Source organism: Mammaliicoccus lentus (assembly GCF_002902755.1).
Lineage (GTDB): Bacteria > Bacillota > Bacilli > Staphylococcales > Staphylococcaceae > Mammaliicoccus > Mammaliicoccus lentus.
Genome location: NZ_PPRS01000001.1, coordinates 45841 through 61196, shown reverse-complemented (window position 1 = coordinate 61196; position 15356 = coordinate 45841). Strand labels below are relative to the sequence as shown.

Sequence of the window (15356 nt, the reverse complement as noted above, 5' to 3'; positions counted from 1 at the left end):
GTGTTTAAAATTGTTATAATTTAGTGTGCATGTTTTACGTGAAACAAATTAAAGGATAGACGCGGTGATGAAATGAAAGAAAGAAATTATGAATTAACTCAAAAAATTTCTTATAACCATAGTAGTGATCAAATTATTGAAATTCCATTAGATAAATTAAGAAGAAATCCTTATCAACCACGACAGTTTTTTGATGAAGTAGCATTACAAGATTTAACCCAATCCATTTCACAGCATGGTGTGTTACAACCTATCGTCGTCAGAGAAACGATTAAAGGGTACGATATTGTTGTAGGTGAAAGGCGTTTTCGGGCTAGTCAATTAGCCGGTAAGCAGACTGTCCCAGCAATTATTAAAGGCTTAACAGATGAAGAAATGCTAGAATTAGCCATTATCGAAAATCTGCAACGAGAAAATTTAAAACCTTTAGAAGAAGCGAAAAGTTATGCGACGATGATGGAAGAATTAAACTTGAGACAACAGCAAGTTGCTGATAGATTAGGTAAGTCACGATCATACATCGCAAATGTCTTAAGGCTACTTAATCTGCCACCAAGTGTTAAAAATATGATTAATGAAGATCAGTTATCTAGTGCACATGGAAGAACGCTACTAGGTTTAGAAAAAGAACATAACATTGTTGAGGTCGCCAAAAAAGTCATCAAAGAACATATGAGTGTTAGGGCGTTGGAAGAGCATGTGAAACTCTTAAATGAAAAAGGAAAACCAAAAAGTAAAGCTCATCAAAATAAGCCGCAATTTATTATGAAACATGAGTATCAATTAAAAGAAAAATTTGGAACTAATATTGATATTCATAAAACGAAAAAGTCTGGCAAGATATCACTTGAATTCAATTCAGAATCTGAGTATAAAAGAATAATAGAATTATTGTTAGAACAGTAAAGAGGTGCAAAATTGAAAAAAATAAACAACATCATCCATAAATTAATTGATCCATTTATGAACCCTGACAATTGGCAGAAATGGATAGAACAGATATTTATTGGCTTATTTTATATTATACTCGCGTTTATAATCATTAAAATATTGCATAAATTAATAGAAAAATTCTTCACTACTAAATATGGAACGAAGCGGGTAGGGAAGTCTAACAAACGTGCAAAAACAATGGTAAACTTATTACAGAATGTAGTTTCATACGTAGTTTGGTTTATTGTTGCTACAACTATCTTAAGTAATTTAGGGATTAGAGTAGAAAGTATCATTGCCGGAGCTGGAGTAGTCGGTTTAGCAATCGGTTTTGGTGCACAAGCATTAGTAAAAGATGTCATAACAGGATTCTTTATTATATTTGAAAATCAATTTGACGTCGGAGATTATGTAAAAATTAATACGACTGGGACAACAGTAGCAGAAGGTACTGTACAATCTATTGGTATGCGATCAACAAGAATCTTATCCTTTGAAGGAGATTTAACAATCTTACCAAATGGAACTATGAACGAAATAGTAAACTTCTCAATTCACAATGGTATGGCTATTGTAGAAATACCTGTTTCTATTAAAGAAAATCTAGATAAAGTAGAACAAAAATTAGAAGTGTTTTTACCAACTATAAAAGAAAAATATGCAATTTTTGTTAATGAACCTGAAATATTAGGAGTAGAAACTGTAACAGCAGGTGAAGCTACTATAAAAATTGCAGGAGAAACAGAACCAAACGCACATGGTACAGGTGCACGTATTTTAAGAAGAGAAATAAAATCATTCTTCGATAAAGAAGGCATACAATCACCAATACCAACTATGGTTTCATATAATCCAAATAATATTCAATAAATATCTAAAATGGAGGCTGTTTCATGATAAAATCATATGACTTAAATGATATTGTAGAAATGAAAAAACAACATGCATGTGGCGTCAATAGATTTAAAATCATAAGATTGGGAGCAGACGTTAGAATTAAATGTGAAGGTTGTTCACGTAGTATAATGTTACCAAGGCAAGAATTTGATAAAAAAATCAAAAAAATATTAGAAAAAGGACAAGGTGAATAAAATGGCATTAACAGCTGGTATCGTAGGTTTACCAAACGTTGGGAAATCTACATTATTTAACGCAATAACAAAGGCGGGAGCATTAGCGGCAAACTATCCTTTCGCTACAATTGATCCAAACGTTGGTATCGTAGAGGTGCCGGATCATCGTTTACAAGAATTAACTAAATTAGTTAAACCAAAGAAAACAGTACCAACTGCTTTTGAATTTACAGATATAGCAGGTATCGTTAAAGGTGCTTCTAAAGGTGAAGGATTAGGGAATAAATTCTTATCACACATCCGTGAAGTAGATGCTGTATGTCAAGTTGTACGTGCATTTGAAGATGAAAATGTTACGCACGTTTCAGGTAAAGTAGACCCAATCGATGACATAGAAGTTATTAATATGGAATTAGTGTTAGCTGACTTAGAGTCAGTAGAAAAACGCTATGAAAGAGTCGCGAAAATGGCGAAACAAAAAGATAAAGAAGCTGTTGCCGAAGAAAAATTATTAGCAAAAATTAAAGAAACATTAGAAAATAATGAACCAGTAAGAAGCATAGAGTTTACAGCCGAAGAAAAAACTATTTTAAAACACTTAAGCTTATTAACAGCAAAACCTATGTTATATGTAGCAAACGTAGCTGAAGATGAAGTAGCAAATCCTGAAGACAATGAATATGTGAAACAAATCAAAGAATACGCAGATAATGAAGGGTCAGAAGTTATTGTTATTTCAGCGAAAATAGAAGAAGAACTTGCAACATTAGATGATGAAGACCGTGAAATGTTCTTAGAAGATTTAGGTGTAGAAGAAGCAGGTCTAGATAAATTAATACGAGCTTCATATAACCTATTAGGATTAGCAACATACTTTACAGCAGGTGAACAAGAAGTAAGAGCTTGGACATTTATAGAAGGTATGACAGCCCCACAATGTGCTGGAATTATTCATACAGACTTCGAAAGAGGATTTATTAGGGCAGAAACAGTAAGTTATGATGACTTATTAAGTAATAATGGAATGGTTGGAGCTAAAGAAGCGGGCAAAGTAAGACTTGAAGGTAAAGACTATTTAATGAAAGACGGAGACGTCGTTCACTTCAGATTTAACGTGTAAAAAATGATTGTAAAAAGTAATGCTGTGTGCTATAATTCTTGATTGTGAGTAATGAAAATTATTCCTTGCTTAATACAAAAGATATTAAGCCGCATAGACCACAAGGAGGTGTAAATTGATGAGAACATATGAAGTAATGTACGTAGTACGTCCAAATATCGAAGACGAAGCTAGAAAAGCTTTAGTTGAGCGTTTCAAAGGCGTTTTATCTTCAAACGGTTCAGAAATCATCGAAGAAAAGGATTGGGGTAAACGTCGTTTAGCTTATGAAATCCAAGACTTCGCAGAAGGTTTCTACAATATCGTTAGAATTAAGGCTGAAAATGATGAAGCAATCAATGAATTTGATCGTTTATCAAAAATCACTGGCGATATCATTCGTCACATTGTCGTACGCGAAGATGAAAAATAATTTTAATTTTTAAGATATGGGGGAGATTAAATGATTAATCGTGTTGTATTAGTCGGTCGGTTAACTAAAGATCCGGAATACAGAGTAACACCCTCAGGCGTTCAAGTTGCTACTTTTACTTTAGCTATTAATCGTACTTTTACGAATCAGCAAGGTGAAAGAGAAGCTGACTTTATCAACTGTGTCGTTTTTAGACGTCCCGCAGAGAATGTAAACAATTACTTATCTAAAGGTAGTCTTGCAGGTGTTGAAGGTCGTTTACAATCTCGTAGCTACGAGAACCAAGAAGGTCGTCGTGTTTATGTAACTGAAGTTGTTTGTGATAGCGTTCAATTCCTTGAACCTAAAGGCGCAAACCAACGTCAATCAGGTAATGATAACCAATCATACAACCAGAAAAATAATAACGAATTCCAAAACTATGGACAAGACTTTGGCGGTAACCAACAAGGCCAAAAAGCACCTTCAAATCAACAACAGTCAAATAATAATCAACAATCAAGTAACCCATTTGCAAATGCTAATGGACCAATTGATATCAGTGATGATGATTTGCCGTTCTAAACAGTTGATTTAAACGTTTATATATAAACTTAACGAGAAGGGAGGAACACAATCATGGCAGGTGGACCAAGAAGAGGTGGTCGTCGTCGTAAAAAAGTTTGCTATTTCACAGCAAATGGTATTACACATATCGACTACAAAGATACAGATTTACTTAAGAAATTTATTTCAGAAAGAGGTAAAATCTTACCACGTCGTGTAACAGGTACTTCAGCGAAATACCAACGTATGCTTACAATAGCTATTAAACGTTCACGTCACATGGCTTTATTACCATACGTTAAAGAAGAACAATAATATTTAATGTATACAAAACCCTCTAGCAATCAGGCTAGAGGGTTATTTTTGTGTTTGAATTTATGGAAAAAAGGGCAGAAAAAAGGGCAATGTGTGAGAAAGTTGATATTTTAAGCATAAAAAAAGAGGCAACCGTCGCAACAGTTAACCTCAAGTACACTCCGCAGATGTGTACCGCTATTTGTTTATAATTATATCTCTTTATTACATATATATCAAGAAAAATTATTTATATATTGATTGATTTGTTTTAGCTTACTCCGAACGTCAGTACCGATGACTTTGTCGTATGTACTTACATTTAGATTTTGTCTTAATTCATTAAGATGCAATTCAAATGATTTAACTACTTTTCTTAATTCAGTTTTGTTATAGCCTAGAGAGGAAATGATTAAAACTATTACAGCTAAATAATCAACAATTCTATTGAAATGGATATCTTTCACATTCATTTTTATATTAAAATATTCAGTTAGCTGCTTTCCTACATTGCTTTCTTTGAATCTACAATCAAAAAGAACTCCATTATGTGCTATAGCATTTCTAAGCCCTTTTAAACAGTCAATTAAGTCCCCTATTAATTGATCATTTTTATCAAAAGATGAATGGTATAGACCTAAGTCGGTTATTATTTGTATTTTTAAGGTTGAATTCATACACCTAGTAAAAAAGACCAAATTTCCTAAAGTGAATAATTCGAAAACAGCATAAAGAGGCACAGGTCTATCATTATAAATAAAATGATTTATAAAAGGTTTTGTACTAAAACTGGAATGGATTTTTTCATATATATCATTTCTAAGTTTCATTGTTTGTTTGAATTTCTCTTTATATTTAGCTGAGCGTACTGTATGTTTTTTATAATCAGTCAAGACATTATCAAATAGTTTTTCTAGTTCAGTTCCTGAATGAACATGAATGATTTCTAACAAACGATTTTTAATAGCAGTTTCAGCGAACATAACATGTTTGTAAAATAAAGTTTTGACATTTGAATCAAACTCATAAAGTGCAACTACTTCACTAAAATTGTTTAGGTATAGCCCATTGTCTTTTTCCTGAAAAAAACTATAACCTTTGTACCCATGAAAATACCCAATGTTCCGTAATTGTCTTTTTTGTTTACTACCATTGATTTCAATATCCTTATTATTTCTAATGTGTCTCATGAGACCATCGGTAGATTTAGGTTTCTTATTATCCATTCTTTTTTAACTCCCTATCCCTTCTAATTTATTCATCATATCTTTTGCCATTTTATCCGTAATATATGGCTACTGTTGCTTTATAATCACTATGCCTTATTCTATCTCGATTGCCAATAAGGCATTTTTCTATTATTAAGATAACTCTTAGATAATTTTATATCTAAAATAAGAGCGCATCCTTTATAAATATTATAATATAATGGATTTATAAAGCTATATAATATATAATTATTTTGTCGGGAGGGGATGAGAATTGGATATAAAAGAGGTATTAAAATTATTTGAAAGTAATTTGTTACATGAGAACATTTCAGATTCAGTGCTAAGTGAATTAATGAATAATGTAGGCAACACAGATTCTGATATTCGTGAAAAGACTACTGAAATAATTTGTTTATTAATTTTAAATAATAAATTAACTGATATTCAAATAGATAAAATATTGTATATGAGCTTGAGAAATTTAAATATAAACTTGGGTAATGATGATTCTGATAGTGTATTTTTAAGAAGTTTTAGTTCTTTAATACTTGCTTCTATAGTAGAAAATGATATTAAAAGTAAAACTTTTGAACGAGATACTTACAATGAAATTTTTAATGCAGCGATTTTTTATTATGAAAAAGAGCAAGATATTAGAGGTTATATACACAATAAAGGATGGGCGCATAGTATTGCACATGGGTCGGATTTAATAGTTGCTTGTATAAAATCTGATTTTTATTTAAAGAATTATAACAGTATGGTTATGAATTTGATTAGTAATAATCTCTTCAAGTTAACAAAAGATTCTCTACCATATATTGATGATGAAGATGAGAGGCAAGTATTCATAATTGAATCATTATTAGAAACAGGGTTCTCTGATATAGATTTAAGTAACTGGATAAATGATATTCAAGTTAAATTAAATCAATTAGACTATACTGGAGTAAAATATTATAGAGCTCAAAAAAATATAACTGATATGTTTAAAACTTTATATTTCAGATTAAAGTTTAACAACCAATGTGAAAGAACACGATTGACAATTGAATCAAAACTTGAAGAAATATTTCTTAAAACTTACTTTAAAGATATTGAGAAGAAGTAGAATAATAATAAATTATAACACTATATTTCTAATTCACTAATAATAGTCGAATTTAGAATATAGTTGGTTTGGTATTTTTCGCTTAAAAGCTTTATGAAATGAAGTAATTCTTTTGGTTCTATATTGTCGTTAAGAAATTGATCTTTTAATAATAAATACGTTGTTTTTTCTTCTTTATCTGAGATTTTCTTGAAGTATCCCCACATATGGTCATACGTGTTTATTATAGAACCTTTAGTTGGCGTAATCTGTTTAGCTTTATTTATTTCACTTTCTATTTCGTCTAAAGTGACAGGTGATTTTAGCATTTCTCGAATGCTTAAATAGTATTTTTGACTGTGCCACATGACTTCATATTTATGCTTAGCCCATAATAATTCACTGTTTTTATTATTTTTCATGATGATTAACCACACCTCTCCTACCTGTAATTAAATCATTCATAATAATTCTCCTAAACAATAATCAAACAGTTGCATCTTGCCGGTATCTTGTCATTTTGCCATTTATAATATAATAATTTAATATATTCTTCGTAAGCTGTATCTCCGTATATTTTATCATTACCATAGACGTAAATAGGAGGTAAGTTTTCATCAGAAAAATGACTACGATTTTTATCAATGATTAGTGCTAAATTTGATAAATCTTGTTTAAATGACTCTGATCTTTTTCCACCTCTACGAATATGTTCTTTATTCATCTCTTTTAACAATTGGAAAGTATCTATAATATAAGGATTACCATCATTATAAACATGTTGAACAATTGGATGGTGTATATACTTTGTGTTTCCTTCAATTAGTTCCATATGAGCCAAGCATACTCTAATAATTTGATATAGCTCCAGTATCTGTTTAGATAAGCGTCTATTGTCTAGATATTTTGCACTGACTTCATGATTCGGACTTACTCTAAATATTTGCATATTAATCACCTAATCTATAAATACCATTTTGAGACTTTTATTTCGTGGTATTTTTAAACTAATACCACAAAATTATAACTATTCGATACCCTATAATAATGGGAAAGAAACTTAATAGTAAATTCCATAGCTATTACACAAAAATATATAAGACGGAAGGACCTCTTGTGAAAGTTGGTAAATATGGCTTTTTAGTTGGATAAAAGTATATTTATTTTTGCCGGTAGATATATTTGTCATATTTCCCCCAATTGTATTCAAGCTCCTGTTTGCTTATGATTTTATATGGATTAAATATAGTTTGGCCGTTTTTATTTAAGTAAAAATTATTTTCAATTTGATAAGCAGCATGGACGACTGCTTGCTCAGAAAAGTAAATTACTACATCTCCTACAGTACTAGAATTATCAGTTCTTACATAGCCTAGTTGTCTAAGAGTATGTAAAAATGAATCTCCTTTTATCCATTGATTTAAAATATTTCTAGATTTAGTAATCGCATATAATACTGTTGATAAACAATTCGAGCCCTGATATAAGGGGAATGTATCAACTAAAGATTCTATATGCTCTGGTAGTTTTATATGTATTTCATCAGATTTATTGTCTTGATAATCATGAATTTTTGTATTAAAAAATTCTTTTTTAGTATCAGAATTCATTGTTTTCCATTTGAAAGATGTAATTAATTTGTTATTAATAAAAAGTGGGTTATTAATTTTTTGTTGTTCGTCTATAAGAGTGTTCTGAGTAGCATTGCTTAAGGATTCAAACCATCCAGCGTATGCTTGAATCACATATTTATACTCATATAAGTTCCATATTTCGTATAAATTATTTGTTTTAATGTTAAACAAACTACTCTCTTTGAATTTTTCTTTAGAGGTTATTAAGATCGGCTCATATTTAATTGGTAATGAAGTAACGAAAAATAAATCAAAATTGTTAAAGTAATGTTCTTCCCAGTACTTAATGGTTTGTGAATTGGGATATATATACATTTGCAACCTCCGATATTAGAAATATATAATATTTTAATTTACTTATCTAAAATTTATTAAATCTCAAGTTTTCAATTACATGATTTTCACTCTTATACAATACGAGATCTGATCTGTTTTTAGTTGGTAAAATATTTTTTATTAAGTTCACTTCGTTTATATCTTCCCAAATTTCTGTAGCAATTTTGATTGCTTCTTCTTTAGGTAAATCACGGTATCTGTAGAAATGAGAATCTGGTTTTTGGAAGGCTTCTTCTTGTAGTAATAAGAAGCGATTGAGATACCATTTTTTCATGTTATCTATTGTTGAGTCTAAATAGATTTTATAGTCGATATAGTCGCTTACAAGTTCTTCTTCGTGTGGATTCACTTGGAATATGTTTACGCCTTCGATTATAAGGATATCGGGACAATCAACGTAATGATATTGTTCTTTAAGTCTGTCATATGTGATATGTGAATATGTGTATGTTGGTATATTTGGTTCATTTTCTTTTATTTGTTTTAAGTGATCAATAAGTATTTTTGTATCATAACTTTCAGGGAATCCTTTTTTAGAAAGTAAGTCTTTATCAATCAGTTCTTGTTTGGGCATAATATACCCATCTGTTGTGATAAGGTCGACTTTCCAATCAGGATTATATTCTTGGAGTAGGTGTAAGAGTAGTCTTGAAACGGTACTTTTACCTACTGATACGCCACCTGAGACACCAATTATAAATGGTGGTGTATTATTTTTGTTGAGTAATTTTGTATTGATGTTCTGTGAGTAGTCTTTGTGAAATTTAACTTTGTTTGTCAAAAAGTTAATTAACGGCAAATATACTTCGTCTATTTCTGTAGTAGTTAAATTATCATTTAAGCTGATGATTTCATCTAAGTTTAAATGACTGACATCCATGTTTAATTTGAAATCTGTGTTACGCCATTCTTCTTTTGTGAATTTCATAATTTTTTCCTCTACTTTAAGAATTTATCGATTTTTTTACAGTACTCGTATAGGTTAACATAAAATTTACAAAAATTAACCTATTTATTTTTTAAATCTGCATATATAAAAAATTGAGCAATCTTCATTGCGTGTATATGCTTTTGTAATCGTTTGTATGTCGAGCTTTCTTTATTGTGTTTGATTTGTGCTTTAGATGATTTGTTGATAATAGATTCTATCGGTGGTAAAGCTTCTTCTAGCTGGATTTTATCGTAATACTCAGTTGATGTTATGACACCTTTAGAAGTTTTCAAAGCTTGTATTCTGTTAATTAAAAGCGAGTGTTGAGATGTATTTTCATCAAATTTACCGAGCATCTTTTCGCAATTTGTAATAGTAGCGTTTATTGTATTTAAGGCTTCAGAGATTTCGGAAGTTGAGTAAGCCATCATAGATATCCTCGCTTTCCTTTATAGTAATTATATTTAGGATAAACGACATAGAATAAAAATCAAGTTAAAAAGACATAAAAACAGGCTAGGACATAAATAAATGTCCTAGCCTGATTCTTTATATTGGCAGTAGCTAATTAGAATACAAATGCGCGTATATTAAGCTTTTTCATCTCTACTCTTACGTCATTTGATTTCCTTCAATTATTCGATTTACAAGCGTTATTGTTCCGGCTCGTTGAAGGGGAGCGTGACCTGATTTTAAATTGTTGTAGAGGATAAATTTTATATTAGAACTATCTATATCATATCTGTCCAACATATTACAAAAAGGATTAAACTGATTTTTCATATCTGATGAGCATAACCTATTTTGTACATAATAGATTTCTGGAACATAGTTTTTTTGTCTAAACAAACTAGTAATAGATAACCTAATAGCATATTTCTTCTTGATTTCTTCTGTTGAATAGTCAGGAAATATAGATGTATAAAGCTTATTTACATTGGTTTGATCATATTTATCAACATAACATTGAGGATTGTTAACAATGGCTTTAGTATCTTTATGTAACGTGGCAAGATACATGGACATAAAACCTCCTGCTGATGAACCATAATAATAGGTGTTTTCAGGTTGGATACTTAGCGTATTTGCAATCATTTGGGCAATATCACTATAATCCATTAAATAATGTCTATCTTCGCTGCCAACACCCCAACCGATTCTCAAGTTATTATTATGAACAGTTCTATCATCAATAAAAATACAACTTGCATTAAAGTCTTCGTGCCATGAATGTCTCATAAAAACTGGTGGCTTACTTTTATTAGGATCGATAGCACCGTTAGAGAAAATAATTAATTGTTCGTCGTTTTCTTTTAAATTCAAATGAATATAGAAGTCGATATTGTCTTTAAGAATTTTAACAGTTTGATTATTGTTTATTATCAAGTCATTGTACTTTATGTTTTCAAAATATAATGTTTCCACTTAATGGAGCACCCCTAATCGTATTTATCTGTGTATGATTAGCTTTTAATATATCAAAGTGGAAATTTGATTTACAATAAAAGCCCATAAATTTACAAAAACTTAACATAAGTCAAAATGATTTAGTAAATTTTGGAACAAAAAACCCAGAAGATATATGTCTTCTAGGTTTTTAAAATATTATATATTGAATAATCTTTGGAAGAAACCTTTTTTCTTTGGTTCTTCTTTTGGAGATTCTTCTGATTGATTGCTTTCTGCTGTAAGTGGTACAACTGTTTCATCGTTTGAAGTTTCAGAAGTAGTAGACTCTTCTTTGTCATCTTTAGCTTCTTCTTTAACTTCTTCTTTTTCTGAAGGCTCTTTAGCAGTTTCTGTAGTTTCTGCTTTAACTTCTTCAGATTGCTCAGATTTAGTTTCTGCTGAAGCTTGCTTATTATCGTCATCTTGTTCGTTGTTTTCTTTTGATGCTTCTGAAGCAGCTACAGTTACTTTAGAAGGTGTCTCATCTATATCTTCAGTTTTAACAGATTGAGTTGTAGTCGCTTCAACTTCTTCTTTAGGAGAAGTTTCAGTTTGAGTAGTTTCTTTCTCCGCTACGTTAGTATTCTCAGTTGGCTCACTATTTTGAGTTTCTTGTGGCGCTTGTAAAGCTAAAGTTTGTTCTAATTTTTGTTGTGTAATATGTACTTGTTGTAGCATTTCGCCTAACATTTGTCTTTCTCTACGCATATGTTGTACTTCAGTTCTTAATTCATCAATTAATTGTTGAAGTTCAGGCGTTTGTTGAGTAGGTTCATCTTTCACAAGAACTTGTAAGAAATCTTTTTCTTTTTCTAAAGTTTCAAAAGCTTGATCATAACTGTTAGTTTCTTTCACTTTTTCAGCAATTTCTTGGAATAATTCAATATCTTCTTCTTGGAAATCTGTAGCTTCTCTTCCACGATATTCCGTCTTAGAAAGCTGATAACCTCTATCTTCTAAGTGCTGTACAATTTTTCTAACTTGCTTTTCGCTAAGACCAACCTTAGCTGAGAATTCTTTTGTTAACATTTCTATGCCTCATCCTTTATATAACAGTGTTTTCTATAGGTCGGGTTGTCTGCCGACAGACAACCGTCACGCTTCCCTTAATACATTACATGTATTTGTGATAAAGTTCAAGTATTAGTTAAATAATTCGTTATATCCCAATAAGAAATATGTTACTATTTAGGAAAATAGAATAATAAACAATAAATTGGAGCTGTTGTCGATGTCAAAAAATGCAGAGAAAAAAGCTTTTAAACCAATTTGGATTATCATTAGTTTTATTGTACTAATCACAATATTATTATTACCAACACCTAACGATTTACCTATTATGGCTAAGTGCGCACTGGCAATATTAGCTTTTGCCGTCATTATGTGGGTTACAGAAGCAGTTACATATCCAGTATCAGCTGTAATGATTGTTGGTCTTATTGTATTATTAACTGGTTTTAGTCCAGTTCAAGATTTAGCTGATTCATTAGGTAATCCCGCGGTGGATGGTAAAGCTGTTGAAGGAGATGCTTTATTAGGAACGAGTAATGCTTTAAAAATGGCCTTAAGCGGATTTTCAGGATCTGCAGTTGCGCTTGTTGCTGCAGCGCTTTTTCTCGCAACAGCCATGCAAGTGACAAACTTGCATAAACGTTTAGCATTGCAAGTTCTGTCAGTTGTAGGAAATAAGACTAATAGAATTGTTATTGGAGCTATAGTTGTTTCAATAATATTGGCATTCTTTGTTCCTTCAGCTACGGCACGAGCAGGCGCAGTCGTACCTATACTATTAGGTATGATTGCAGCATTCAATACGTCTAAAAACAGTAAGCTAGCTGCTTTACTGATTATAACGGCAGTCCATTCAGTATCAATATGGAATATTGGTATAAAGACTGCAGCAGCACAGAATATAGTCGCAATCGGATTTATTAATAAATCTATGGGGCGAATGGTTTTTATATGCAGCACCATGGTCTATTATAATGTCAGTTGTCTTATACTTTGTGATGATTACAATTATTAAACCTGAAGAAAAGGAAATCGAAGGTGGGACAGAATTAGTTAAAAAACAATTAAAAGAACTAGGCCCTATTTCAGCAAGAGAATGGCGACTCATCACTATTTCCGTTTTATTACTATTATTCTGGTCTACAGAAAAATTACTGCATCCTATAGACTCATCTTCCATTACAATCATCGCTTTAGCAATAATGCTTACACCTAAAATAGGAGTATTTACTTGGGAAGATGTCGAAAAGAAAATCCCTTGGGGAACTGTTATTGTATTTGGTATAGGAATATCTTTAGGAACTGTTTTATTAGAAACAACAGCAGCACAATGGTTAAGTGATAAAACATTCGGTTTGATGGGATTAAATCATATGCCTTTAATTGCAATCATTGCTTTAATATCACTATTTAATATTCTTATACATCTAGGGTTTGCGAGTGCAACGAGTCTTTCTTCAGCACTGATTCCTGTATTTATCGCTTTAACACAAACGCTAGATTTAGGAGATCAGTCGATTGGTTTCGTATTAATCCAGCAATTTGTTATTAGTTTTGGTTTCTTATTACCAGTGAGTTCACCACAAAATATGCTCGCATATGGTACAGAGACATTCACAGTAAAAGATTTTATTAAAACAGGTGTACCAATTACCGTCATCGGTTATATATTAATAGTTATAATGAGTATGACTTATTGGAAATGGATAGGAATACTTTAAAATAAAAAGCATCTCACTTAACTGATTATTTCAGTTTGAAAGTGAGATGCTTATTTTTTATAAAATCGTGACAATTACACATTTTAGTTCCTAAAAATGACTATCTATTGATTTTAATATGTTCATCCTATAATAATTGTCCGATGAATACTGCGATGATAATAATTGGTAAAACAAATCTAACTAAGAAATACCAAGTGTTAACGAAGAGTCGTCCTTTTTTACTATCTTGCATATTCAACTCTTTCATAATAGTAGTTTTATCAAAAATGTGACCAACAAATATTGTGACACCGAAAGCTCCGATAGGCATTAAAATGTTAGCTACTAAATAATCCATGTTATCAAAGAATGTACCGACACCAAATGTTAAGTTTTGCAACAATCCATTTGATAAAGCGGAAGGTATCCCAAAAATAAACACAAGCCCGCCAATAATATAAGCCCATTTCTTTCTATAATCATTATTGTTTTTTGTGATGTTTGATATATTTAATTCGAGCAATGATATTGATGATGTAATTGCTGCGAACAAGAACAATAATAAGAATAATAAATAGAATAATGAACCTAAAAACATTTGATCAAAAACTTGTGGTAATATGATGAACAATAATCCAGGACCTTGGTTGGGTTCTAGACCAAAAGCAAAAATAGCTGGGAATATTGCTAGTCCTGCTGCTATTGATACACCGATGTTCATCCATACAATTGCATTAGCACTTTTAACGATATTCGTTTTTCTGTCTAAGTATGAAGCGTATGTCATCATTCCGCATGTACCTAGTGATAAGGCAAAGAAGGATTGACCAAGAGCATATAACACACCTTCAGAGCTTAAATCAGCTATTTTAGGAGTAAGGAAATATTGGATACCCTCTAAAGCGCCGTCTAAAGTTACAGATCGAATGATAATGATTAAAAATGATAAAAACAATAGTGGCATCATGATTTTTGATGCTTTTTCTATGCCTTTTTCTACACCTTTACTAACAATAATAACGGTGATAAATATAAACGCAAATTGACTTGCTAATGCGAAGAGTGGATTTGAAATATAATCATTAAAGATATTTCCGTATTCGTTGGAATGCGTTAAACCAACGCTATCCAATAACGTCCTAATAATATATAAAATAATCCAACCGCCGATAACACTATAGAAAGAAAATAATACAAACACGGTTAAATTACCAAGCCAACCGATTAAATTGAAAGAAGACTTACCAGAAACTTTCTTGAATATATTTGTTGAGTAAGTCTTTCCATATCGTCCTAATATAAACTCACTTAATAGTAGTGGTAAACCAACTAGTAGTGTAAATATGATGAAGATGAATAAAAATGCACCCCCGCCATAAGTTCCAGCCATGTATGGGAATTTCCATACAGCACCTAATCCAATAGCTGATCCCGCACTTGCTAATATAAATCCAATATTAGAAGACCATTGTGATAAATTTTTCATAATAAACCTTCCTTTATATATAAAATACTTTAAAGCGTTAAAGCGTTCATGTAAAAAAGTCTTAGCGCAATAAATTCTACACTCTATTAAGTAATAAAGCAATATAAAAAATACCCTAAAAATTAGA

Annotated in this window: 17 protein-coding genes and 1 pseudogene; 9 read left to right on the top strand and 9 right to left on the bottom strand. The window is 31.1% G+C overall.

Annotated features, from left to right (window positions below):
* Window positions 1–72 precede the first annotated feature (72 nt).
* The 7 genes from CD135_RS00305 (at window position 73) to rpsR (ending at window position 4399) form a co-directional block, all read left to right on the top strand.
* Window positions 73–906: a ParB/RepB/Spo0J family partition protein gene (locus CD135_RS00305; protein ID WP_103268561.1), complete on the top strand. Its 834-nt coding sequence runs from the start codon at window positions 73–75 to the stop codon at window positions 904–906.
* A gap of 12 nt (window positions 907–918) precedes the next feature.
* Complete coding sequence (locus tag CD135_RS00300; RefSeq protein ID WP_103268560.1) at window positions 919–1803, top strand: mechanosensitive ion channel family protein; 885 nt, start codon at window positions 919–921, stop codon at window positions 1801–1803.
* Window positions 1804–1826: 23 nt separating this feature from the next.
* On the top strand, window positions 1827–2024 hold the full coding sequence (locus tag CD135_RS00295; protein ID WP_016999201.1) for a DUF951 domain-containing protein: 198 nt from the start codon (window positions 1827–1829) through the stop codon (window positions 2022–2024).
* 1 nt (window position 2025) lies between these two features.
* On the top strand, window positions 2026–3126 hold the full coding sequence (gene ychF / locus CD135_RS00290; protein WP_103268559.1) for a redox-regulated ATPase YchF: 1101 nt from the start codon (window positions 2026–2028) through the stop codon (window positions 3124–3126).
* A 118-nt stretch (window positions 3127–3244) separates the two neighbouring features.
* Entirely contained in the window at window positions 3245–3538 is a 294-nt protein-coding gene (rpsF, locus tag CD135_RS00285) for a 30S ribosomal protein S6 (protein WP_016999203.1), read from the top strand.
* A gap of 30 nt (window positions 3539–3568) precedes the next feature.
* The gene (ssb, locus tag CD135_RS00280) at window positions 3569–4102 is read left to right on the top strand and encodes a single-stranded DNA-binding protein (protein WP_016999204.1); all 534 of its coding nucleotides are present in this window, start codon (window positions 3569–3571) and stop codon (window positions 4100–4102) included.
* 54 nt (window positions 4103–4156) lie between these two features.
* Window positions 4157–4399, top strand: a complete 243-nt coding sequence (gene rpsR / locus CD135_RS00275; protein WP_016999205.1) for a 30S ribosomal protein S18 — start codon at window positions 4157–4159, stop codon at window positions 4397–4399.
* Between the two features lie 215 nt (window positions 4400–4614).
* Here the strand turns inward: rpsR and CD135_RS00270 are convergent, their stop codons facing one another.
* Window positions 4615–5604, bottom strand: a complete 990-nt coding sequence (locus CD135_RS00270) for an Abi family protein (RefSeq protein ID WP_103268558.1) — start codon at window positions 5602–5604, stop codon at window positions 4615–4617.
* Window positions 5605–5860: 256 nt separating this feature from the next.
* Between CD135_RS00270 and CD135_RS00265 the strand changes: the two genes are divergently transcribed.
* Window positions 5861–6700, top strand: a complete 840-nt coding sequence (locus CD135_RS00265; protein WP_064204289.1) for a DUF2785 domain-containing protein — start codon at window positions 5861–5863, stop codon at window positions 6698–6700.
* Between the two features lie 20 nt (window positions 6701–6720).
* Here the strand turns inward: CD135_RS00265 and CD135_RS00260 are convergent, their stop codons facing one another.
* The 7 genes from CD135_RS00260 to CD135_RS00230 form a co-directional block, all read right to left on the bottom strand.
* Entirely contained in the window at window positions 6721–7101 is a 381-nt protein-coding gene (locus CD135_RS00260) for a DUF1722 domain-containing protein (protein ID WP_167543695.1), read from the bottom strand.
* A gap of 53 nt (window positions 7102–7154) precedes the next feature.
* On the bottom strand, window positions 7155–7628 hold the full coding sequence (locus CD135_RS00255; RefSeq protein WP_103268556.1) for a pyrimidine dimer DNA glycosylase/endonuclease V: 474 nt from the start codon (window positions 7626–7628) through the stop codon (window positions 7155–7157).
* Between the two features lie 211 nt (window positions 7629–7839).
* Window positions 7840–8628 (bottom strand): hypothetical protein, encoded by a 789-nt coding sequence (locus tag CD135_RS00250; RefSeq protein WP_103268555.1) that lies wholly within the window; start codon window positions 8626–8628, stop codon window positions 7840–7842.
* A gap of 46 nt (window positions 8629–8674) precedes the next feature.
* Window positions 8675–9577: a type I pantothenate kinase gene (gene coaA, locus CD135_RS00245; protein WP_016999210.1), complete on the bottom strand. Its 903-nt coding sequence runs from the start codon at window positions 9575–9577 to the stop codon at window positions 8675–8677.
* Window positions 9578–9657: 80 nt separating this feature from the next.
* Complete coding sequence (locus CD135_RS00240; protein ID WP_070044831.1) at window positions 9658–10011, bottom strand: hypothetical protein; 354 nt, start codon at window positions 10009–10011, stop codon at window positions 9658–9660.
* 181 nt (window positions 10012–10192) lie between these two features.
* Window positions 10193–11005, bottom strand: coding sequence for an alpha/beta hydrolase (locus CD135_RS00235; protein WP_103268554.1), 813 nt, complete (start codon window positions 11003–11005; stop codon window positions 10193–10195).
* Between the two features lie 180 nt (window positions 11006–11185).
* The gene (locus CD135_RS00230) at window positions 11186–12058 is read right to left on the bottom strand and encodes a hypothetical protein (protein WP_103268553.1); all 873 of its coding nucleotides are present in this window, start codon (window positions 12056–12058) and stop codon (window positions 11186–11188) included.
* A gap of 202 nt (window positions 12059–12260) precedes the next feature.
* On the opposite strand from CD135_RS00230, the pseudogene CD135_RS00225 reads away from it, so the two are divergent.
* Window positions 12261–13761, top strand: a pseudogene (locus CD135_RS00225) (DASS family sodium-coupled anion symporter).
* 127 nt (window positions 13762–13888) lie between these two features.
* Here CD135_RS00225 and CD135_RS00220 read toward each other — a convergent pair.
* Window positions 13889–15229 carry a sodium-dependent transporter gene (locus CD135_RS00220; RefSeq protein ID WP_016999215.1) on the bottom strand — a complete coding sequence of 447 codons (1341 nt, stop codon included), beginning with the start codon at window positions 15227–15229 and terminating at the stop codon, window positions 13889–13891.
* Window positions 15230–15356 lie beyond the last annotated feature (127 nt).

What these genes read in the sequence shown, in the direction of transcription:
- CD135_RS00305 (WP_103268561.1), top strand. Translation starts at nt 73, where the DNA reads ATGAAAGAAAGAAATTATGAATTAACTCAAAAAATTTCTTATAACCAT.
- CD135_RS00295 (WP_016999201.1), top strand. Translation starts at nt 1,827, where the DNA reads ATGATAAAATCATATGACTTAAATGATATTGTAGAAATGAAAAAACAA.
- ychF (WP_103268559.1), top strand. Translation starts at nt 2,026, where the DNA reads ATGGCATTAACAGCTGGTATCGTAGGTTTACCAAACGTTGGGAAATCT.
- rpsF (WP_016999203.1), top strand. Translation starts at nt 3,245, where the DNA reads ATGAGAACATATGAAGTAATGTACGTAGTACGTCCAAATATCGAAGAC.
- ssb (WP_016999204.1), top strand. Translation starts at nt 3,569, where the DNA reads ATGATTAATCGTGTTGTATTAGTCGGTCGGTTAACTAAAGATCCGGAA.
- rpsR (WP_016999205.1), top strand. Translation starts at nt 4,157, where the DNA reads ATGGCAGGTGGACCAAGAAGAGGTGGTCGTCGTCGTAAAAAAGTTTGC.
- CD135_RS00270 (WP_103268558.1), bottom strand. Translation starts at nt 5,604, where the DNA reads ATGGATAATAAGAAACCTAAATCTACCGATGGTCTCATGAGACACATT.
- CD135_RS00260 (WP_167543695.1), bottom strand. Translation starts at nt 7,101, where the DNA reads ATGAAAAATAATAAAAACAGTGAATTATTATGGGCTAAGCATAAATAT.
- CD135_RS00255 (WP_103268556.1), bottom strand. Translation starts at nt 7,628, where the DNA reads ATGCAAATATTTAGAGTAAGTCCGAATCATGAAGTCAGTGCAAAATAT.
- CD135_RS00250 (WP_103268555.1), bottom strand. Translation starts at nt 8,628, where the DNA reads ATGTATATATATCCCAATTCACAAACCATTAAGTACTGGGAAGAACAT.
- coaA (WP_016999210.1), bottom strand. Translation starts at nt 9,577, where the DNA reads ATGAAATTCACAAAAGAAGAATGGCGTAACACAGATTTCAAATTAAAC.
- CD135_RS00240 (WP_070044831.1), bottom strand. Translation starts at nt 10,011, where the DNA reads ATGATGGCTTACTCAACTTCCGAAATCTCTGAAGCCTTAAATACAATA.
- CD135_RS00230 (WP_103268553.1), bottom strand. Translation starts at nt 12,058, where the DNA reads ATGTTAACAAAAGAATTCTCAGCTAAGGTTGGTCTTAGCGAAAAGCAA.
- CD135_RS00220 (WP_016999215.1), bottom strand. Translation starts at nt 15,229, where the DNA reads ATGAAAAATTTATCACAATGGTCTTCTAATATTGGATTTATATTAGCA.